At 71.8% G+C, this 19,855-nt stretch carries 19 protein-coding genes; 9 read left to right on the forward strand and 10 right to left on the reverse strand.

Annotated elements, in window-relative coordinates; genetic code table 11:
• Window positions 1-121: 121 nt before the first annotated feature.
• The 5 genes from ACH4E7_RS03540 to dnaA all read right to left on the reverse strand — a co-directional run bounded on the left by ACH4E7_RS03540 (window position 122) and on the right by dnaA (window position 7,015).
• The gene (locus tag ACH4E7_RS03540; RefSeq protein WP_355668926.1) at window positions 122-661 is read right to left on the reverse strand and encodes a DciA family protein; all 540 of its coding nucleotides are present in this window, start codon (window positions 659-661) and stop codon (window positions 122-124) included.
• Window positions 662-785: 124 nt separating this feature from the next.
• Entirely contained in the window at window positions 786-1,919 is a 1,134-nt protein-coding gene (recF, locus tag ACH4E7_RS03545) for a DNA replication/repair protein RecF (RefSeq protein WP_396247329.1), read from the reverse strand.
• 79 nt (window positions 1,920-1,998) lie between these two features.
• Complete coding sequence (gnd, locus tag ACH4E7_RS03550) at window positions 1,999-2,874, reverse strand: phosphogluconate dehydrogenase (NAD(+)-dependent, decarboxylating) (protein ID WP_396247330.1); 876 nt, start codon at window positions 2,872-2,874, stop codon at window positions 1,999-2,001.
• A 250-nt stretch (window positions 2,875-3,124) separates the two neighbouring features.
• A complete protein-coding gene (gene dnaN / locus ACH4E7_RS03555; RefSeq protein WP_396247331.1) occupies window positions 3,125-4,255 on the reverse strand; it encodes a DNA polymerase III subunit beta in 1,131 nt (376 codons plus the stop codon).
• Window positions 4,256-5,200: 945 nt separating this feature from the next.
• Window positions 5,201-7,015, reverse strand: coding sequence for a chromosomal replication initiator protein DnaA (gene dnaA, locus ACH4E7_RS03560; protein ID WP_396247332.1), 1,815 nt, complete (start codon window positions 7,013-7,015; stop codon window positions 5,201-5,203).
• 352 nt (window positions 7,016-7,367) lie between these two features.
• Here dnaA and rpmH point away from each other — a divergent pair, with 352 nt between their 5' ends.
• The 9 genes from rpmH to ACH4E7_RS03605 all read left to right on the forward strand — a co-directional run bounded on the left by rpmH (window position 7,368) and on the right by ACH4E7_RS03605 (window position 14,096).
• Window positions 7,368-7,505 (forward strand): 50S ribosomal protein L34, encoded by a 138-nt coding sequence (rpmH, locus tag ACH4E7_RS03565; RefSeq protein ID WP_030059672.1) that lies wholly within the window; start codon window positions 7,368-7,370, stop codon window positions 7,503-7,505.
• Window positions 7,506-7,523: 18 nt separating this feature from the next.
• Complete coding sequence (gene rnpA, locus ACH4E7_RS03570) at window positions 7,524-7,952, forward strand: ribonuclease P protein component (protein ID WP_396247333.1); 429 nt, start codon at window positions 7,524-7,526, stop codon at window positions 7,950-7,952.
• The gene (yidD, locus tag ACH4E7_RS03575) at window positions 7,949-8,263 is read left to right on the forward strand and encodes a membrane protein insertion efficiency factor YidD (RefSeq protein ID WP_396247334.1); all 315 of its coding nucleotides are present in this window, start codon (window positions 7,949-7,951) and stop codon (window positions 8,261-8,263) included. The genes rnpA and yidD overlap by 4 nt, the downstream gene beginning before the upstream one ends.
• A 3-nt stretch (window positions 8,264-8,266) precedes the next feature.
• Window positions 8,267-9,421: a membrane protein insertase YidC gene (gene yidC / locus ACH4E7_RS03580; protein WP_396247335.1), complete on the forward strand. Its 1,155-nt coding sequence runs from the start codon at window positions 8,267-8,269 to the stop codon at window positions 9,419-9,421.
• A gap of 82 nt (window positions 9,422-9,503) precedes the next feature.
• Complete coding sequence (locus ACH4E7_RS03585) at window positions 9,504-10,034, forward strand: protein jag (RefSeq protein ID WP_396247336.1); 531 nt, start codon at window positions 9,504-9,506, stop codon at window positions 10,032-10,034.
• A gap of 158 nt (window positions 10,035-10,192) precedes the next feature.
• Window positions 10,193-11,044 carry a 16S rRNA (guanine(527)-N(7))-methyltransferase RsmG gene (rsmG, locus tag ACH4E7_RS03590; RefSeq protein WP_396247337.1) on the forward strand — a complete coding sequence of 284 codons (852 nt, stop codon included), beginning with the start codon at window positions 10,193-10,195 and terminating at the stop codon, window positions 11,042-11,044.
• Between the two features lie 274 nt (window positions 11,045-11,318).
• A complete protein-coding gene (locus tag ACH4E7_RS03595) occupies window positions 11,319-12,263 on the forward strand; it encodes a ParA family protein (RefSeq protein ID WP_396247571.1) in 945 nt (314 codons plus the stop codon).
• A complete protein-coding gene (locus ACH4E7_RS03600; protein WP_396247338.1) occupies window positions 12,260-13,357 on the forward strand; it encodes a ParB/RepB/Spo0J family partition protein in 1,098 nt (365 codons plus the stop codon). The genes ACH4E7_RS03595 and ACH4E7_RS03600 overlap by 4 nt, the downstream gene beginning before the upstream one ends.
• Window positions 13,358-13,478: 121 nt before the next feature.
• Window positions 13,479-14,096 carry a GNAT family N-acetyltransferase gene (locus ACH4E7_RS03605; RefSeq protein ID WP_396247339.1) on the forward strand — a complete coding sequence of 206 codons (618 nt, stop codon included), beginning with the start codon at window positions 13,479-13,481 and terminating at the stop codon, window positions 14,094-14,096.
• Between the two features lie 89 nt (window positions 14,097-14,185).
• Here ACH4E7_RS03605 and trxA read toward each other — a convergent pair whose 3' ends face one another.
• The 5 genes from trxA to ACH4E7_RS03630 form a co-directional block, all read right to left on the reverse strand.
• Window positions 14,186-14,512: a thioredoxin gene (gene trxA, locus ACH4E7_RS03610; protein ID WP_396247340.1), complete on the reverse strand. Its 327-nt coding sequence runs from the start codon at window positions 14,510-14,512 to the stop codon at window positions 14,186-14,188.
• A gap of 134 nt (window positions 14,513-14,646) precedes the next feature.
• A complete protein-coding gene (gene trxB, locus ACH4E7_RS03615; protein ID WP_355668913.1) occupies window positions 14,647-15,612 on the reverse strand; it encodes a thioredoxin-disulfide reductase in 966 nt (321 codons plus the stop codon).
• A 194-nt stretch (window positions 15,613-15,806) separates the two neighbouring features.
• Window positions 15,807-16,796 carry a hypothetical protein gene (locus ACH4E7_RS03620; RefSeq protein WP_396247341.1) on the reverse strand — a complete coding sequence of 330 codons (990 nt, stop codon included), beginning with the start codon at window positions 16,794-16,796 and terminating at the stop codon, window positions 15,807-15,809.
• Window positions 16,793-17,575, reverse strand: coding sequence for an RNA polymerase sigma factor SigM (gene sigM, locus ACH4E7_RS03625; RefSeq protein ID WP_396247342.1), 783 nt, complete (start codon window positions 17,573-17,575; stop codon window positions 16,793-16,795). The genes ACH4E7_RS03620 and sigM overlap by 4 nt, the downstream gene beginning before the upstream one ends.
• Window positions 17,576-17,612: 37 nt before the next feature.
• Complete coding sequence (locus ACH4E7_RS03630) at window positions 17,613-19,577, reverse strand: protein kinase family protein (RefSeq protein WP_396247343.1); 1,965 nt, start codon at window positions 19,575-19,577, stop codon at window positions 17,613-17,615.
• Window positions 19,578-19,855: the final 278 nt, after the last annotated feature.

The following is a 19,855-nucleotide window of genomic DNA, read 5'->3' on the forward strand; positions in this document are numbered from 1 at the left end:
ACACGAGTCCCGATACTCGCCCGGGGGGCCTGGGGCGCCTGGAAGGGCCGTCAGCGGTTCCGGAAGATCGTGGTCCGATCCCGGCGGGGCCGGCGGTCCCCAGGGGGCTTGAAGACGGGCCCTAGCCCCAGGTGTCGCCCGGGCCCTTGCTCCCGGGCGCGCGCAGCCGGCCGTAGCCGCGGGCGGGCGCGGCCGGGCCGAGCACCTTGATGGTCTTCACCGTGCCGTGGCCCAGCTCGTGGTTCAGGCGGGCCACCAACTGCCGCGCCAGCCAGCGCAGTTGGGTCGCCCAGGCGGTGGAGTCGCACTGCACGGTGAGCACCGCGGCGGCCTCGTCGTAGGAGGAGGGGTGGCAGTGCGCCGAGATGTCCGGCCCGACGATCTGCGGCCAGCGGCCCATCACCCCGCCGACCGCGGCGGAGGACTCCCAGCCACGCTCGGTCAGCAGCCGGTTCAACGCGGCGCCCAGCGGGACCGGGTCGCGGCCGTCCGAGCGGGCGCCGCTGCGCAGACCGTGCCGCTTCGCCTCGCGCTTCTGCTGGACCTGCTCGCCGCGCTGACGGGCCTGGGCGCGGGCCGCCCGCAGCGCGGAACGGGCGAGGTCGGCGCCGGTGGGCTCGGGGGCACCGGGGGTGGGGGAGTGCTCCGCCGGCTCGCTCACGGCGATCTCCTTTCCCCAGCCTGTGGACAACCGATGAGCCGTCCAGCCTACGGGAGCGGTCGGACGTGGAACGGCGGGGCGTGCCCGCACCGCGGTGAGTGTGACGAGCGGATCAGGCGACGGATCAGGCGTCGATCCGGCGGACGGCGCCGTCGGAGACCGCGAACCGGGCGCCGGCCAGGGCCTTCGGCACGTCCTCGGCCACCGCCGCGGTGACCAGCACCTGCTCGCCGTCGGCCACCAGCTCGGCCAGCCGCTCCCGGCGGGCGGCGTCCAGCTCGGCGAACACGTCGTCCAGGATCAGCACCGGTTCGCCGCCGTCGGCGCGCAGCAGCTCGTACGAGGCCAGCCGAAGCGCCAGTGCGAACGACCAGGACTCGCCGTGGCTGGCGTAGCCCTTGGCGGGCAGCGGGCCGAGCTTGAGAACCAGCTCGTCGCGGTGCGGGCCGACCAGGGTGAGCCCGCGCTCGACCTCCTGCTTGCGGACCGCCTGCAGCGCCCGCAGCAGCTGCTCCTCGGCCTGCTCGCGACTGGTCGGCAGCTCGCCCTCGAAGGAACTGCGGTACTCCAGCGAGGTCTCGCCGCCGCCCGGGGCCAACTGCCCGTAAGCCGCCGTCACCAGTGGCTGCAGAGCGGCCACCAGCTGGATCCGGAAAGCCGTCAGCTCGGCGCCGGCCCGGGCCAGATGGCCGTCCCAGACCTCCAGGGTGGACAGGTCCGCGCCCTTGCCGCCGCCGGCCCGGCGGGCCATCGCGGCGGTCTTCAGCAGGGCGTTGCGCTGCTTCAGCACCCGCTCGTAGTCCTGCCGGACCCCGGCCAGCCGGGGCGCGCGGGCGGTCAGCAGCTCGTCCAGGAAACGCCGGCGCTCGCCCGGGTCGCCCTTGACCAGGCTGAGGTCCTCGGGGGCGAACAGCACGGTGCGCAGCAGGCCCAGCACGTCGCGCGGGCGGACGTTGTCGGAACGGTTGATCCGGGCCCGGTTGGCCTTGCCCGGGGTGAGCTCCAGCTCGACCAGGGTGGAACGGCCGCGGTCCACCACCGAGGTGCGGATCACCGCCCGCTCCGCGCCGAGCCGGATCAACGGGGCGTCGGTGGCGACCCGGTGGCTGCCCAGGGTGGCGACGTAGCCGATCGCCTCGACCAGGTTGGTCTTGCCCTGGCCGTTGGGCCCGACGAAGGCCGTCACGCCCGGGTCGAGGGGAACCTCGGCCCGGGCGTACGACCGGAAGTCGGCGAGCGACAGATGCGCGACGTGCATGGCTGTGGACTGCGCTCGCCTTCTGTGGACAGACCTGTGGGTTACCGGGAATCCCTGGGGGATTCCGCCCCGGAGGGGACTACTTCGACTCGACCGCGTGGCCGCCGAACTGGTTGCGCAGCGCGGCGATCATCTTCATCTGCGGCGAGTCGTCCTGGCGGGAGGCGAATCGGGCGAACAGCGAGGCGGTGATCGCCGGCAGCGGCACGGCGTGGTCGATCGCGGCCTCGACGGTCCAGCGGCCCTCACCGGAGTCGGCGGCCCAACCACGCAGCTTGTCCAGGTGCTCGTCCTCGTCCAGGGCGCGGACGGCCAGGTCCAGCAGCCAGGAGCGGATGACGGTGCCCTCCTGCCAGCTGCGGAAGACCTCGCGCACGTCGGTGACCTCGGGGGCGGCCTCCAGCAGCTCCCAGCCCTCGGCGAAGGCCTGCATCATCGCGTACTCGATGCCGTTGTGGACCATCTTGGCGAAGTGGCCGGCGCCCACCGCACCCGCGTGCACCGAGCCGAAGTCGCCCTCCGGCTTGAGCGCGTCGAAGACCGGCTGAACACGCGCAACGTGCTCGGCGTCGCCGCCGTACATCAGCGCGTAGCCGTTCTCCAGGCCCCAGACGCCGCCGGAGACGCCGCAGTCCACGAAGCCGATGCCCTTGGCGGCCAGCGCCTCGGCGTGCTTGATGTCGTCGGTCCAGCGGGAGTTGCCGCCGTCGACGACCACGTCGCCGGGGGACAGCAGCTCGGCGAGCTCGTCGACGGTCGCCTGGGTCGCGGCACCGGCCGGGACCATCACCCAGACCACGCGCGGGCCCTGGAGCTTCTTGACGAGCTCCTGCAGGCTCTCGACGTCGGAGATCTCCGGGTTGCGGTCGTAGCCGACGACGGTGTGGCCGGCGCGGCGGATCCGCTCGCGCATGTTGCCGCCCATCTTGCCGAGACCGATGAGGCCGAGCTCCATGACCAAATCCTTACTGTGGGGACGTGCCTGCCGGCGGCGCCGTTGCCGCACTCCCCGAGCCTACGCTTCCGACCGGGACCGGCTCTGCGCAGTCGGGCCGACCGGGGGAGACGTCCACAGGCTGTGCACAGCGGGTGTGCACAGCCTGTGGGTAACGGGCGGGGCCGGGGTCAGCCGGAGGGGCGGACCGGCATGCCGCGTCCTGCGGGGGACGACCCCCGCACCCCCGGGATCACGCCGCTCCCGGGCTTCAGCCGGAGAGGCGGACCGGCATGATCAGGTACTGGTACGCCTTGTCCTCCTCGGCGTCCACCGAGACCTTGCCGCTGAGCAGGGCCGGCTTGGTCGGGGTGGTGAAGCTCAGCTGGGCGTAGGGGGAGTCGATGGCCTTGAGGCCCTCCTCCAGGTAGCCCGGGTTGAAGGCGATCGAGATGTCGTCGCCCTCCAGGTCGGCCTCGATCCGCTCGGTGGCCTGGGCGTCGTCGCCCGAACCGGCCTCCAGGGTCAGCACGCCCTGCTCGAAGTTGAGCCGGACCGGGGTGTTGCGCTCGGCGACCAGCGAGACGCGCTTGAGCGCCTCCAGGAAGGGCTGGGTCTGAATCGCGGCGACCGCGCTGAACTCGGTGGGGAAGAGGCTGCGGAACTTGGGGAACTCGCCCTCCAGCAGCCGGGTGGTGGTGCGGCGGCCGGCGCCCTCGAAGCCGATCAGGCCCTCGCCCGCGCCGCCCGAGGAGAGCGCGATGGAGACGTTGTCACCGCTGCCCAGGGACTTGGCGATGTCCTGCAGGGTCTTGGCGGGCACCAGGGCGACCGCGGAGATGTCCGACTGCTCGGGCTTCCACAGCAGCTCGCGGACGGCGAAGCGGTAGCGGTCGGTGGCGGCCAGGGTGATCCGGTCGCCCTCGATCTCGACCCGGACACCGGTGAGCACCGGCAGGGTGTCGTCCCGGCCGGCGGCGACCGCGGCCTGGCTGACGGCGGAGGCGAAGACGTCACCGGAGACGGTGCCGGTGGCGGTCGGCATCTGCGGCAGGGCCGGGTACTCGTCCACGGGCAGGGTGGGGAGGGTGAAGCGGGAGCTGCCGCAGACCACGCTGACCCGCTGGCCGTCGGTGGAGATCTCCACAGGCCTGTTGGGAAGGTTGCGCGAGATGTCGTTGAGCAGTCGACCGGAGACCAGGACGGTGCCGGCCTCCTCGACGTCCGCCTCCAGCTCGACCCGGGCCGAGACCTCGTAGTCGAAGCCGGACAGCGCCAGGCTGCCCTCCTGCGCGGTCAGCAGCAGGCCGGCCAGCACCGGCACCGGCGGCCGTGCCGGGAGGCTGCGGGCAGCCCAGGCCACCGCCTCCGCGAGGACGTCACGCTCCACCCGGAACTTCACCGGTAACCGCCTCCTGGATCGAGCGCTCCCGCTCGCACTCTGGTTCGTCTGATCTTGATCGTCGGTTCCGCTGTCCGCCGAGCTCTGCCACTCCGCTTCCAGCTGCAAAGGACAGTCTGACGTACTCCGCCGACAGACGGGGCAGACGGGCGGAAGCGAACCCGAACAGATGTCGGGGAGGGGTTGTCCACAGATTTCGGGCCCACCCACTTTGAAAGCAGGTTCACGGTCTATCTGTGTAGCGGTAGTAGTAGGGCCTGTGGAAACCGTGGATAACCCCGTTTCCGCAGGTCAACGCCCGATTTTTGTCCACAGTGGGTGTGGACGGCGGCTGTGGACGGGCAGGCCGCGCTGTGGACAGCCGAGCGTTACCCACAGGGCACGCAGGGTATCCACAGGTTATCCCCAGGACTGTCCCCAGATCCGGGCCCGGTTATCCACGGGCACCGGTCAACTTTTCGTGACGCCTTTCACACCAGGGCGTGAACGGTGGTTCACGGTTGTCGAACTGTGGACCCAGCTGTGGACAACCTGGGGATAACCGCCCTGGTCCTGGGGACAACCGGTGGATAACCCGGATGGCCCACTGGCGGCCTGTCAATTGTCCACAGCCTGTGGATAACAGTTGTGCACAAGTCCCCAGGCATCTGACCTGCGCCGAAGAGCGTAGCGGCGACGGCCCTGTGGACGAATTCTGGATAACTTCGGACTCCTCAGCCTGTGGACTGTGCGGAAGGGGCCGGTCCTGTGGACAACGGCCTTGCGCGCTCCCGGGTTTCGAATCACCGGTCAGTTGTTCGGCGCCGGCTGTGGACTGGCGGAACGTCCGTCGACGGGATCCCTGCCCAGCCGCGGCCCGGTCAACACCTGTGGATAGGCGAAGAGGGCGTCAGGATCGCTCCTGACGCCCTCTGTGGGTCTGCCCGGCCCGCCTGTGGACGGGCGCTAGCTCTTGATGCGGTTGGTGAGTTCGGTGACCTGGTTGTAGATCGAGCGCCGCTCGGCCATCAGCGAGCGGATCTTGCGGTCCGCATGCATCACCGTGGTGTGGTCGCGGCCGCCGAACTGCGCGCCGATCTTCGGCAGCGACAGGTCGGTGAGCTCCCGGCACAGGTACATGGCGATCTGCCGGGCCGTCACCAGCACCCGGCTGCGCGAGGACCCGCAGAGGTCGTCCACACCCAGGCCGAAGTACGCGGCGGTCTGCTGCATGATGACCTGCGCGGTGATCTCCGGGCCGGCGTCCTCGTCCCCGCCCGGGATCAGGTCCTTGAGGACGATCCCGGCCAACTCCAGGTCCACCGGTGCCCGGTTGAGGTTGGCGAAGGCGGTGACCCGGATCAGCGCGCCCTCCAACTCCCGGATGTTGCGGGTGATCCTGGACGCGATGAACTCCAACACGTCGGCGGGGGCGTTGAGTTGCTCCTGGATCGCCTTCTTGCGCAGGATCGCGATCCGGGTCTCCAGCTCCGGCGGGGTGACGTCGGTGATCAGACCCCACTCGAAGCGGTTGCGCAGCCGGTCCTCCAGCGTGGTCAGCAGCTTGGGCGGCCGGTCCGAGGAGAGGACGATCTGCTTGTTCGCGTTGTGCAGGGTGTTGAAGGTGTGGAAGAACTCCTCCTGCGTGGACTCCTTGCTCGCGAGGAACTGGACGTCGTCCACGAGCAGGATGTCCATGTCCCGGTAGCGGCGGCGGAAGGTGTCCGCCTTGCCGTCCCGGATCGAGTTGATGAACTCGTTGGTGAACTCCTCCGAGGACACGTAGCGCACCCGGGTGCCCGGGAAGAGGCTGCGCGAGTAGTGCCCGATGGCGTGCAGCAGGTGGGTCTTGCCCAGCCCGGACTCGCCGTAGATGAAGAGCGGGTTGTACGCCTTGGCCGGGGCCTCGGCGACCGCCACCGCCGCCGCGTGCGCGAAGCGGTTGCTGGCGCCGATGACGAAGGTGTCGAAGAGGTACTTGGGGTTCAGCCGGGCGGCCGGCTCGTCCTTGCGGGAGCCGCCGGCCGGAGGAGCGCCGGGCGGGGCGGGCACCCCAGGGACGGCGGGGCGGTCGGTGGCGCGCTCCGGGCCGGCCTTCTCGGCCGGCCGGCCGCCGGTGGGCCGGGTACCGTGCGCCCGGCGCCCGGCACCGGTGCGGGGCTGCTCGCCCGGGCCGGGGCCGTAGGCGCCGCCGAACAGGTCGCCCTGGGTGGTCGAGGGCGAGCTGGGCAGGGGCCGCGGCGCCTGGCGGGGCGCGGGCTCATCCGGCTCGCGATAGGGCTGCTGCGGTTCCTGGTAGCCGGATTCCTGGTAGCCGGGCCAGGGCTGGGCCGGCTGGCCGCCGTACGGCGCCGGGCGCTGCTCGTAGCCGCCGGTGTCGTAGCGGGGACGCTCGTAGTCCTGCTCGTAGGGCTGCTGGTATCCCGGGCCGCCGTAGCCGCCGGAGTCCTCCTCGGCCGGGCCGGGGTACGGCTCGGAGGGGGCCTGGGCGGCGGGCGCGGGGGTGGTGGGCACGGCGTTGGCGTCGACCATCACGGCGATCCGGACCGGTCGGTTGAGTTCGCGGCTGAGGGCGTCGGTCAGCTGCGGAAGCAGTCGGCCCTCCAGCACCTGCTTGGCCCGCTCGTTCGGGGTCGCCAGCAGGGCGGTGTCGTGCATCATCCACATGGGCTGGGTGCGCTGCACCCACTGCTTGTCCATCTCGCCGATATCGGGGTCGTTGACCAGCCGCTCGACGACCCTCGCCCAGACCGGGACGAGGTCGCTGTTGACATCAGCCACTGGTGCACGCTTTCCAAGAACAAACCAGACAAGTCCTGCAACGGTAGTCAGCGAACAGAGACGGATCAAGTCGTTGTCCACAGGCTGTGGGTAAACACGCCCCGGGCGGCTGGTTTGACCCTCACACCCCGTCCCGCGTACCGTAACCAGGTCGAGTTGTCGATGGCCGCTGCCGCATGTCCGCGGGTCCACCCGCTCCATAAGGCGCGCAGCACGGGCGCCGTGGATTGCCTCAGACCCCAGCCGAACTGGGGCGATGGGCCGGATTTCCGAATCAGGGGAGATCACGCGGACGCACGGTGACGGCCAAGCGACTCCCCGTCATCCTACGATTCACCTCAGGAGCCCCCGAGTGAGCAAGCGCACCTTCCAGCCGAACAACCGTCGTCGCGCGAAGACCCACGGCTTCCGGCTGCGTATGCGTACCCGCGCCGGCCGCGCCATCCTGGCTGCCCGCCGTGGCAAGGGCCGCGCCAGCCTGTCCGCCTGATCCACGACAGAGTCTGTTGTGCTGCCCTCCGAGAATCGGCTGCGGCGGCGCCAGGACTTCGCGACCGCGGTGAAACGCGGTCGCCGGGCCGGCCGGCCCCTTCTGGTCGTCCATCTCAGCAGAGAGGCCGACCCCCAGGGGCAGACCGACCGGACCAGCGACTCCCGCCCGCACGTCGCCGAGGGGACTCCTTCGGCGCGTGCGGGTTTCGTCGTGAGCAAGGCCGTTGGCCCGGCGGTCGTTCGCAACCTGGTCAAGCGCCGGTTGCGCCATCTCGTTCGTGATCGTCTGTTCAGGCTGCCCGCCGGTAGCCTGATAGTGGTGCGTGCGCTACCCCAGGCCGCGACCGCCTCGTACCAGGATCTTGAACGTGATCTTGATGCGGCGCTGAAGCGGTTGCTGAGGGCCGAGCCCGCCGCCACGGCGCCGACGGGAGCAGGGCGATGAAGTACCTGCTGATGGGCCTGATCAGGGTCTACCAGTGGACGATCAGCCCACTGCTCGGTCCGGTCTGCCGCTATTACCCCTCCTGCTCGCACTACGGCTACGAGGCCGTGAAGGTGCACGGAGCGGTCAAGGGCGGCGGACTGACCATGTGGCGCATCCTGCGCTGTAACCCCTGGTCGCCTGGCGGGGTGGACCATGTACCGCCGCGCAAGCACCCGGTGTGGCACCGCCGGCTGCGCGATCTGCTGAGCCCCAAGAGCGGGACCGCCGAGCCGGAGCCGGTGGCGAAGCCCGATGCCCAAGGAGTCTGACCGGTGACCTTCGGTTTTCTGAGTCCCCTCTACACGGCGGTGTCCTGGATCATCGTCCAGTTCCACTCGCTGTACAGCCACGTCTTCAATCCCGACGGTGGCTGGGCCTGGGGCCTGTCCATCGCCTCGATGGTCGTCGTCATCCGGATCTGCCTGATCCCGCTCTTCGTGAAGCAGATCAAGGCGACCCGGGCCATGCAGGCGATCCAGCCGAAGATGAAGGCCATCCAGGAGCGCTACAAGAACGACCGGCAGCGCCAGTCCGAAGAGATGATGAAGCTGTACAAGGAGGCGGGTACCAACCCGTTCTCCAGCTGCCTTCCCATCATCGTGCAGGCCCCGTTCTTCACCGCCCTCTACGGCGTGCTGGCCTCGGTCGCCAAGGGCAAGCCGATCGGTGTGATCCACGGCGACCTGCTGGTGAGCGCCGGCAAGGCGCACATTCTCGGCGCCCCGCTGTCCGCGACCTTCGTCAGCAGCGGTGAGACCAGCGTCAAGATCGTCACTGCGGTGATGATCATCCTGATGTCGCTGTCGCAGTTCATCACCCAGCGCCAGCTGATGACCAAGAACGTCGACCTCACGGTGAAGACGCCGTTCATGCAGCAGCAGAAGATGCTGATGTACGTCTTCCCGGTCATGTTCGCCGTGATGGGCATCAACTTCCCGGTCGGTGTCCTGGTCTACTGGCTGACCACCAACGTCTGGTCGATGGGCCAGCAGCTGATCGTCATCCGCAACAACCCGACCCCGGGCAGCAAGGCCTTCGAGGAGCGCCAGGTGCGGTTGAAGAAGGCCGGCCGGCTGCGTGCGGACGGTACGGAGATCAAGGGTGCGCTCTGGGGCCTGCTGCCCCCGTCCAAGGCGGCCATCAGCGAGGCGGCCTCCGCGGCGGCCGTGGTCGAGGAGTCGGTTCGGGCGAGCCGCCAGCAGCCCCGTCGGCAGACCAAGGCCCAGCGCCAGCACGGCGGTGCCGGCTCGCCGGCGGCCGAGGACGCCCAGGACGCCCACTCTGAGCAGTCGAGCGACGCCGTTCCGGCCGAGTCCGGCCCCGAGCCGACGGCCGCCAAGCAGACCGCGGCCAAGCCCGCCGGCACCAGGCAGGGGACCCGGCAGCAGCCCAAGCGTGGCGGTCAGCGACCGAAGAAGAAGTCCTGACCGGCCCCTGGCCTGTTGCGGCAGCCCCGTAGAGCTTCGTTCCCGGCCCGCCAGACGGGCCCAACTCCGAAGGAGTCCATCAGTGACGGAAGGCACCACCTCCGCCGTCGAGGCCGAGGCCGCCGCCAGCGCCGACGAGAACCTCATCTCCCGCCTGGAGCAGGAGGGCGACATCGCGGCGGACTACCTGGAGGGTCTGCTCGACATCGCGGACCTCGACGGTGACATCGACATGGACGTCGAGGGCGACCGCGCCCTGGTCTCCATCGTCAGCGACGGCAACGACCGCGCGCTGCAGCGCCTGGTCGGCCAGGACGGCGAGGTGCTGGAGGCCCTGCAGGAGCTGACCCGGTTGGCTGTCCACCGAGAGACCGGCGAGCGCAGCCGCCTCATGCTGGACATTGCCGGCTTCCGGGCCCGCAAGCGTGAGGAACTGGCCGTCCTCGGTGCCAAGGCCGCGGAGCAGGCCAAGAGCACCGGCGAGCAGGTCAAGCTGCAGCCGATGACGCCCTTCGAGCGCAAGGTCGTCCACGACGCGGTCGCGGCCGCCGGTCTGCGGAGCGAGTCCGAGGGCGAAGAGCCCCAGCGGTGTGTGGTCGTGCTGCCGGCCTGAGGCCGACGGTCGACGACCGGCCGCTCCGGCGGCCGGTGAGCTTCACCGGACGCGACCCCGTCCGCCTCGTGCGGGCGGGGTCGTCGTCCCTTCCGGGATGTTTCACGTGAAACAGTGCGTTGAGCGGGTCGGTGGATCCGGGGATCGGAGAGGTCGAGATGGACACGGAGAACACGGCCGCCGGCCGTCCGGGGGCGGACGTGGATCCGGACGTTGAGGGGCGGGCGGCCGAGGCACCCGAGCTGGACGTGCTGGCCGAGGCGCCGGCCGCCGCCCGGGAGGTCTTCGGCGGCCGCTTCGACGCCGCCGTCCGCTACACCGAGCTGCTGGCCACCGCAGGGGTCAAGCGCGGGCTGATCGGGCCGCGCGAGGTGCCCCGGCTGTGGGACCGCCATGTGCTCAACTGCGCGGTGCTGGCCGAGCTGCTGCCGACCGGCTCCACCCTGTGTGACGTCGGCTCCGGTGCCGGCCTGCCCGGCATCCCGGTGGCGCTGGCCCGTCCGGACGTCTCGGTGACCCTGCTGGAGCCGCTGCTGCGTCGGACCACCTTCCTGGAGGAGGTCGTCCGGGAGCTGGGGCTGGAGAACGTCACGGTGCTGCGCGGTCGCGCCGAGGAGATGGTCGGCAAGCTCGCGGTGGACGTGGTGACCGCCCGCGCGGTGGCGCCGCTGGACCGGCTGGCCGGCTGGGGGATGCCGCTGCTGCGTCCGCACGGACAGATGCTGGCCCTCAAGGGCGACAGCGCCGAGCAGGAGCTGGCCGACTCGCGCGCCGGGCTGGCCAAGCTGGGCGCGGTCGAGTGGAGCGTCATCTCGGTCGGCGAGGGCACCCTGGAGACCTCGACCCGGGTAGTCCAGGTCAAGGCGGGGGAGAGCCCCGGCGGTGTGAAGGCCGCGACGCGGCGGGCCAAGGTGGCCCGGGCCGGCCGCAACGCCAACGCCAGCGCCAGCGCCAGCGCCAGCGCCAAGGGCGGCGAGCGCGGCCGGGGCGGGCGGCGCCGCGGCCGTTGAGGCCCAGTGGGCGTCGGACACGCGGCAGAACGGGCGGACGGTCCTCCTGAACGGGGGAACCGTCCGCCCGTCGTCGTTCAGGTGACGGCCGGGCCGACGCCGGAAAACCGGAGTGTCGCAACGTCAGATTTCCGGCATAGCGGGCATGGTGTTTCACGTGAAACGTCGCTCCTTGCTCTCGGGAATCCTCGGCCGTGACCGGGCGGCGACTGTTGCCGCTGCGGTTTCACGTGAAACACTGACCCCCATGCAGGACTCGGAGACCATCGACCAGATCGATGACACGCCCATCGCACGGGCCGCTCAGGCTGCGGTTCAGGCGATCGGTCGAGCGGGGGAAGGGCTACCCCGGCCCGCCAATACCCGGGTGATCGTGGTCGCCAACCAGAAGGGTGGGGTGGGCAAGACCACCACCACCGTGAACATGGCCGCCTCGCTCGCGATGCACGGGCTGCGCGTCCTGGTGGTCGACCTCGACCCGCAGGGGAACGCCTCCACCGCGCTCGGTATCGACCACCACGCCGAGGTGCCCTCCATCTACGACGTTCTGGTCGAGGGCAAGCCCCTGGCCGACGTGGTCCAGCCGGTCGTGGACGTCGAGGGGCTGTTCTGCGTCCCCGCGACGATCGACCTGGCCGGCGCCGAGATCGAGCTGGTCTCGCTGGTGGCCCGGGAGAGCCGACTGCAGCGCGCGATCGCCGCCTACGAGCAGCCGCTGGACTACATCCTGATCGACTGTCCGCCCTCGCTGGGCCTGCTGACGGTCAACGCCCTGGTGGCCGGCCAGGAGGTGCTGATCCCGATCCAGTGCGAGTACTACGCGCTGGAGGGCCTCGGCCAGCTGCTGCGCAACGTCGAGCTGGTGCGCGCGCACCTCAACCCCGCGCTGCACGTCTCGACCATCCTGCTCACCATGTACGACGCCCGGACCCGGCTGGCCGCGCAGGTCGCCGAGGAGGTCCGGACCCACTTCCAGAACGAGGTCCTGAGCACGGCGATCCCGCGCTCGGTGCGCATCTCGGAGGCGCCCAGCTACGGGCAGACGGTGCTCACCTACGACCCGGGTTCGACCGGGGCGCTCTCGTACCTGGAGGCCGCTCGCGAGCTCGCGCTGCGTGCGGTGGTCCAGGGCGGTTCGCGGGTGGGCCAGCAGCGGGACGGCCAGCAGGGGCACGGCGCCCCGGTGGCACAGTACGGTACGACGGAGGGTAATCGGTGAGTGGTCGCAGGGGTCTGGGGAAGGGTCTCGGGGCACTGCTCCCGTCGGCTCCGCCGGCGGTCGGCGGAGCGACGGGACAGCCCGCGGCGGCCACGCCCGCATCGGCCTCGGTGGTGCTGGAGCCCTCCGGGGCCGGGACGGTCTCGCCGACCGCGGTGCCGGTGCTGCCGTCCGGCCGGGGAACGGTGGCGGCCCGGGCCGGCGCCGAGAGCCTGCGGGAGAAGGCCGACCGCGCGGCCGAGCTGGCCGAGGTCGCCGGGGCCCGGTTCGCCGAGCTGCCGCTGGACGCGATCACCCCCAACCCGCGTCAGCCGCGTGAGGTCTTCGACGCGGACAAGCTGGCCGAGCTGGTCGCCTCCATCAAGGAGGTCGGGCTGCTCCAGCCGATCGTGGTGCGTCAGGTCGAGGCCGAGCGCTACGAGCTGATCATGGGCGAGCGCCGCTGGCGCGCCTCCCGGGAAGCCGGGCTGGAGCGGATCCCCGCGATCGTCCGGGCCACCGAGGATGACAAGCTGCTGCTGGACGCCCTCCTGGAGAACCTGCACCGGGCCGAGCTGAACCCGCTGGAGGAGGCGGCCGCCTACGACCAGCTGCTGCGGGACTTCTCCTGCACCCATGACGAGCTGGCGGACCGGATCGGTCGCTCGCGCCCGCACGTCTCCAACACCCTGCGGCTGCTGAAGCTCCCGCCGTCCGTCCAGCGGCGGGTCGCCGCCGGGGTGCTGACCGCCGGCCACGCCAAGGCGCTGGTGGGCATCCCGGACGCGGACCAGCAGGAGGAGCTGGCCAAGCGGATCATCGCTGAGGGCCTCTCGGTGCGGACCACCGAGGAGATCGCCAAGCTGATGAGCGCCGAGCAGAAGCCCAAGCGCCAGGCACCCAAGGCGGGCAAACTGATGTCCCCGGCCTTCAACGACCTGGCGACCCGGCTCTCGGACCGCTTCGACACCCGGGTCAAGGTCGAGGTGTCGCAGCGCGGCGGCAAGCTGGGCAAGGGCAAGGTGGTGCTGGAGTTCGGCTCGGTGGAGGACCTCAACCGGATCCTGGACAGCATGGCTCCGGGTGAGGACGGTCTGCGGCTGTCGCAGGGCTGAGCCGGCCGAGGGCAACGACCCGATGGGTGCATGTTCCACGTGAGCGCTGTTTCACGTGAAACATGCACCCATCGGCGTTCGCGGGGGAATGCTCGACCGTGAAAGGGAGGAGGTACGGGCCATGGGACGCCGGATAGCTCCGCTGACGCTGGACAACCTCGTGGATCTGCCGACCGACTGCCGCTCCTGCGTGTTCTGGGAGCTGGACCCGGTCAGCGCGAAGGAGGCGGTGGAGTCCGGGAAGCCGGAGCTGGAGAAGGAGGGGTGGATCTCCGCGGTGCTGCTGGAATGGGGCTCCTGCGGCCGGATCGTCTACGTGGACGACCAGCCCGCCGGTTTCGTGCTCTACGCACCGCCCGCCTACGTTCCCCGCTCGCAGTCCTTCCCGACCAGCCCGGTCTCGCCGGACGCCGTTCAGCTGATGGTCAGCCGAGTGCTACCGGGCTACCAGCGACAGGGGCTCGGCCGGGTGCTGGTGCAGACGGTGGCCAAGGACCTGCTCGGGCGCGGGGTGCGGGCGATCGAGGCCTTCGGCTCGGCGGGTCGGGTGCCGACCAGCTGCGTGCTGCCGGCCGACCACCTGCTCGCGGTCGGCTTCAAGACCGTACGGCCGCACCACCGCTACCCGCGGTTGCGGCTGGAGGCGCGGACCACGTTGTCCTGGCGGGGCGATGTGGAGGTTGCGCTGGAGCGGCTGCTCGGCGGCGGGCGCAAGGAGCCGGCACTGCGGCCGTTCTGAGCGGCTGATCCGGGGGCCGTGGCAGAACGACGGCGGCGGGGCTCCCCGAGTGGGGAGCCCCGCCGCCGTTCGGTCGGTGACCGGTGGATCTAGAACAGGCCGTCCAGCTCGCGCAGCAGCGCGGCCTTCGGCCGCGCACCGGTGATCTGCTTCACCGGCTGGCCGTCCTTGTAGAGGATCAGGGTCGGGATCGAGATGACGTTGTACTCGGCGGCGGTCACCTGGTTGGCGTCCACGTCGAGCTTGGCCACGGTCAGCTTCTCGCCGTGCTCCGCCGCGATCTCCTCCAGGATCGGGGCGACCTGGCGGCACGGGCCGCACCAGGTGGCCCAGAAGTCGACCAGAACGGGCTTGTCGCTCTCCAGGACGTCGGACTTGAACGTCGCGTCGGTGACGGTAGTGGTGGCGCCGGCCACGGGAACTCCTCGGGTTCGGACGGAGGGGGCTGCCAGGAAAACAACGGACGGGCCCGTTCTGTTTCTGCCTGGCCGGGGCGGGGGGTGTTTCACGTGGAACACCCCCCGCGGGGGTTCGGTCGGTGGCGAGGGGGTCAGACCGCCACGGCGGCGGCCTTGGACTCCAGGTCGTCCAGCGCGGCCAGGTAGCGCTCGGCGTCCAGCGCGGCGGAGCAGCCGGTGCCGGCGGCGGTGATGGCCTGGCGGTAGGTGTGGTCCACGACGTCGCCGGCGCCGAACACGCCCTCGATGTTGGTCCGGGTCGAGGGGGACTCGACCTTGAGGTAGCCCTCGGCGTCGAGGTCCAGCTGGCCCTTGAAGAGGTCGGTGCGCGGGTCGTGGCCGATCGCGATGAACAGGCCGGTGACGTCCAGCTCGCGGGTCTCGCCGGTGGTGGTGTCGCGCAGGGTGACGCCGGTCAGCTTCGGGTCGCCGTGGATGGCCTCCACCGCGCTGTCCCACTCGAAGCGGATCTTCGGGTCGGCGAAGGCGCGCTCCTGCATCGCCTTGGAGGCGCGCAGGGTGTCCCGGCGGTGGATGATCGTGACGCTCTTCGCGAAGCGGGAGAGGAAGGTCGCCTCCTCCAGGGCGGTGTCGCCGCCGCCGACCACCGCGATGTCCTGGTCGCGGAAGAAGAAGCCGTCGCAGGTCGCGCACCAGGAGACGCCGCGGCCGGAGAGCTTGTCCTCGTTCGGCAGGCCCAGCTTGCGGTGCTGGGAGCCGGTGGTGACGATCACGGCGCGGGCCTTGTGCACATTGCCCTCGGAGTCGGTGACTGTCTTGATGTCACCGGTGAGGTCGACCGCGACGATGTCGTCCGGGACCAGCTCGGCGCCGAAGCGCTCGGCCTGCGCCCGCATGTTGTCCATCAGCTCGGGGCCCATGATGCCGTCCCGGAAGCCCGGGAAGTTCTCGACCTCGGTGGTGTTCATCAGCGCGCCACCGGCGGTGACGGCCCCCTCGAAGACCAGCGGCTTGAGGGAGGCACGGGCCGTGTAGAGCGCGGAGGTGTACCCGGCCGGGCCGGAACCGATGATGATCACGTTACGGACGTCGCTCACTGCTTCTCCTGGTTCGCATCGCGACCCGCGTTTGCTGCGGGGAGGGCGGTCCTGCTCCGCCGCCCGGGACAACGGCTGACCAGTCTCTCGCATTCCCAGGTTGATCAGTACCAGGCGCCCGCAGTGTGGGAGCGGCGTGGCGTCCTGGTCGTCGATCGCATGGGAACGGACTCGCGACGGCTGGGAACGTCTGGTCAGCCCCGGGGGACGGTCCGCTGCAGCACGACCGGGCCGCAGCCGGGGGAGCGCAGATAGACGTCCACGAACCCGGGTCGGCCGGGAGCGGGGTAGACCAGGACGTCGACCGGGACGCCCTGGAAGCTGCCCCGGTCGGTGGCCAGCGGGGTGCCCGGGGCGGGGGCCGGACAGGTGGCCGGCGAGGGCTGGGCGGGAGCAGGGGGAGAGGCGGCGGCGTTCGGGGCGGCCGAGGTGTCGGGCTCCGGCCGGACGCCCTCGGCGGGCGCCGCGGCGTCGGACTTGGCGGGCCCGGTCGCGCGCAGCCCGGGAGCGGTGCCGGAGCGGGTCAGCAACTGTTGCACCTGGGCGGCCAGTCGGTCCTCCTGGTAGACGGTGACCGGGCCGCTGCTGCGGGGGGTGCGGGCGCTCTGGTCGGCGGCGGAGGTGCCCGCCGGGGCGCCCGCGGTGACCGCGGGGTGGTCCGGGGCGGAGGAGTTCACCAGCAGTGCCCCGCCGAGCCCGAGGGCGGCCAGCACGGCGGCCGCGCCGAGCAGCAGACCGGCCCGCCGTCGGCGCGGGCGGGGGCGGCCGGGGCCGGTGGCCGAGGCGGGGCGGGACGGGGGCGCGGAGGGTGCCGCAGCGGTCCGCGCGGACGGGGCCGGGGTGACCGTCCGGCGGTCGGTCCCGGCGGCCTCCTGGGGGCGGCTGGAGCCCTCGGCGAGGGCGTCCTCGGCAGGGGTGCTCTCGGCGCGGGCGGCTTCCGCCAGGGCGGCGTCCAGCCGAGCGGCGACGTCGGCGGGCATCGGCTCGGGCTCGACGGCGCCGAGCAGCGTCTGCACCTCGGCCAGCGCGTCGGCGGTCTCCCGGCACTCGGCGCAGCCGTCCAGGTGCCGGCGCAGCGCCTCGGCGGCCTCGGCGGGCTCGACCAGACCCTCGGTGAGGTCGGCGAGCTCCTCGACGGAGGGGTGGGCGTCGGCGGGTTCGAGGGAGGAGAGGGGGGCGGTCATCGCGTGCTCGCGTCTCCTTCCAGCATCGTCCGGCCGGTGTTCGGGCCTGTCCCTGTGACGGTGCGGGGGCCCGTCGGGTTCCCCTGCGCGTCCCGGCGCGACGGCGGGGCCGCGCCGGGGGCGTTCGGTGTCTCCCGCCCGGGTGTCCCGCGTCCCGGCGCGCCGCGCCCCGGTGTTCCACGTGGAACACCGGATCCGCCGCCGGTCCCGCCGTCCGTCTCGCGCAGGTGACGGACCAGCGGGAGCAGCCGGGCCCGGCCGCGCGCGCAGCGGCTCTTCACCGTGCCCACCGGGACGCCCAGCAGCTCGGCGGCCTCGGCCACGGGGTAGCCCTGCATGTCGACCAGGACCAGTGCGGCCCGCTGCTCGGGGGGCAGCTCGGCGAGCGCCGCGGTCAGTTCGCGGTGCACCTCGGCCCGGACCACCGGCGAGTCGGCCGGTTCGGCGGAGCCGACCAGGGTGTCCAGCCGCTGGGGGTCGTCGTCCAGCGGGGTGGTGCGGCGGGTGGCGCTGCGCCGGGCGCGGTCCAGACAGGCGTTGACCACGATCCGGTGCAGCCAGGTGGTGACGGCAGAGCGTCCCTGGAAGCCGGCGGCGGCCCGGAAGGCGGAGACCAAGGCGTCCTGGAGGGCGTCGGCGGCCTCCTCGCGGTCGCCGAGGGTGCGCAGGGCGACCGCCCAGAGCCGGTCGCGGTGGCGGTTCACCAGCAGGCCGAAGGCCTCCGGGTCGCCGGCGACGTGCCGGGCGAGCAACGCCGCGTCGTCCTCCGCCACTGCCACCCCTTGTCGCCGTTGTTCGATGTGCGCGGGCGCGCGGTCAGCCGAGGACCTTCACCTCGTTGACCTGACCGCGGTAGCCGCCACCCGTATCCTTCGGCAGGCTGGTCAGCCAGATCAAGAGATAACGCGTGTTCGTCGGGCTGCTGAGGGTGAAGTCGACGGTGCTGCCGCTCTGCTTGTCCAGCACGTTGAAGGACTCGGGCTGGGCGTCCTGCGGCTTGGCGGCGGCCTGGGCGTTCGGCACCCGCAGTTCGGCGGTGTGGATGCCGGCGAACTGGACGTTCACCGAGCTGACCGACTGCACCGAGCCGAGGTCGATGAGCAGGCCGGTGCCGTCCTTGAGCGGTGGCTTGGGGCCGAAGGGGTCGTTGTAGGTCTTGGTCACCCAGGCGGTGTTCGGGTCCCCGTCGAAGACCTTCGGGAGCAGCCAGAGGGACTCCGGCGAGTCGCCCCGCGGGTTGTAGGAGAAGGCTTCCTTGATCTGGACCGGCACCGGCGTGTGCGTCGTCGTCGGGTGGGTGGTCGGTGCGGCGGTGCTGACCGAGGGCTGCGGGGTGGCGGCGATGGCCGGTCCGGTATTGCGCAGGCTGCCGACGAACTGCCAGGAGGCGACGCCGATCGCGCCCAGCGCGACCGTCCAGGCGGTGGCCTTGACCACCCGGCGCAGCCGTCGCCTGGTGCGCCGGGAGGAGGCCGGCCGGGAGGAGGGCGGCAGCGGGGCGACCGTCGTGTCGGCCACCCGGGTCGGGTTGGGCGCGGTGGGCAGGGCGTGGGTGTTGTGCCGGGGCGGGGCCTGGAAGGCGGGCAGCTCCGGCTCGGGCTGGCGGATCTTGGGCAGCCGGGCGATCGCCCGGACCAGCTCCTCCGGGGTGGTGATCGGCTCGGCGTGGTGCGGCGGGTGGTCGAACAGGGCCCGCGCGGCGAGCTCGGACAGGCCCTTGTGGACGCCCGCGCGGACCTGGTCCGGCGCGGCGTTCTGGAGGCCCTTCGGCAGCCCCTGGAGGTCGTAGCGGTCCTCCGGGTACGGCCAGCGGTGGGTGAGCGCGGCGAACAGCAGCACGCCGATCGCCCGGGTGTCGGTGCGCTGGGCGTCGTCGGCGGACTCCTCGGCGGGCAGCCCGCGCAGGGCGGCGTCCACCGCGATGCCGTTGATCCGGTACTGGCCGCTGTCGGTGCGCAGCACGCAGCGCGGGGTGAGCCGCAGGTGGGCCTGGCCGCGGCGGTGCGCGGCGGCGACGGCGTCGGCGACCTGGCGGACCATCTGGTACGCCTCGTGCGGCTCCATCGGGCTGTTCGCGAGCAGCTTGGCGAGGTCGGAGGCGTGCGGCAGCCACTCCCGCACGACGTAGACCAGCTCGCCCTCCTGGACGGCGTCCAGGACCTGGACGAAGCGCGGGTCGCCCAGCAGGGCGGCGGACTTGGCGGCGGCCAGCACCTTGCGGGCACGCTGGTGGCCGGAGGCCATCAGGTGGACGCCGACGGCGCGGCGCAGCTTCTCGTCGACGGCGCGCCAGCTGCTGAAGGTCTCGGTCTGGGAGATGCACTCCTCCAGCCGGTACCGGTGGCCGATCATGTCGCCGCTGTGCCGCATCGGCGCGGGGAGGGTGCGCGGGAGGGTGCCGGTGTCGCGCGGGTCGACCGTGGGCTGAGGGTCGGTGGGGCGGCGCCCGGTGGCGGGCTCGGGAGCGGGGGCGGGCTTCTTGCGGGGGGAGCCGGCGGCCAGTTCGGCGGCGATCTCCTGGACCGAGAGCGGGGCGGTGATCTCGGAGGTCTCCTCGCCGACGGAGGCCTCGTGGTCGGGGTCTGCGGGAGTGTCCTCACCGTCGGCCTCACCGTCGGCCTCACCGTCGTCCTCGGAGGCGTCCGAGGAGGAGGCGTCGGCGGTGCTCGCCGGGGCGGTCTTTCCGCCCCCGAGCTCGTCGATCGCCGCGGCCAGCGCGGCCTCGTCCGCCGCCGCGTCAGCTGCTGACGTGTCGACGACCGCCTTGGTGCCATCAGCCACCGTGGTCCTGCCTCCCCTTGTGTCGCCCCGGCCTGAGAGAGTCGCTGGAGCCTGCGGATTGGCCGCCCTGTGCTCCAGGACAATTGTGCCCACTCTTCTCCACCGGGTACGACCGCTGAAAGGTCCGCTCGGTTGCCTACGGGTGGAGAGATGTGGTGCAGATCCGACACCGGGCCGCCACCTTGTGGGTCCGGAGAACCCCGGTTCGGGTGGCGGCACAGCACTCGGCCGGACGGGCGGAGGCGGTGGTCGCCCCGGTTGACGCCCGGTCAGGGCGC

This window comes from Kitasatospora sp. NPDC018058 (genome assembly GCF_044327205.1).
Classification (GTDB): domain Bacteria; phylum Actinomycetota; class Actinomycetes; order Streptomycetales; family Streptomycetaceae; genus Kitasatospora.

Coding starts and splice junctions, on each gene's coding strand:
- recF (WP_396247329.1), bottom strand. CDS start 1,919: ATGCACGTCGCGCATCTGTCGCTCGCCGACTTCCGGTCGTACGCCCGG.
- gnd (WP_396247330.1), bottom strand. CDS start 2,874: ATGGAGCTCGGCCTCATCGGTCTCGGCAAGATGGGCGGCAACATGCGC.
- yidD (WP_396247334.1), top strand. CDS start 7,949: ATGAAGTACCTGCTGATGGGCCTGATCAGGGTCTACCAGTGGACGATC.
- rsmG (WP_396247337.1), top strand. CDS start 10,193: ATGGACACGGAGAACACGGCCGCCGGCCGTCCGGGGGCGGACGTGGAT.
- ACH4E7_RS03605 (WP_396247339.1), top strand. CDS start 13,479: ATGGGACGCCGGATAGCTCCGCTGACGCTGGACAACCTCGTGGATCTG.
- ACH4E7_RS03620 (WP_396247341.1), bottom strand. CDS start 16,796: ATGACCGCCCCCCTCTCCTCCCTCGAACCCGCCGACGCCCACCCCTCC.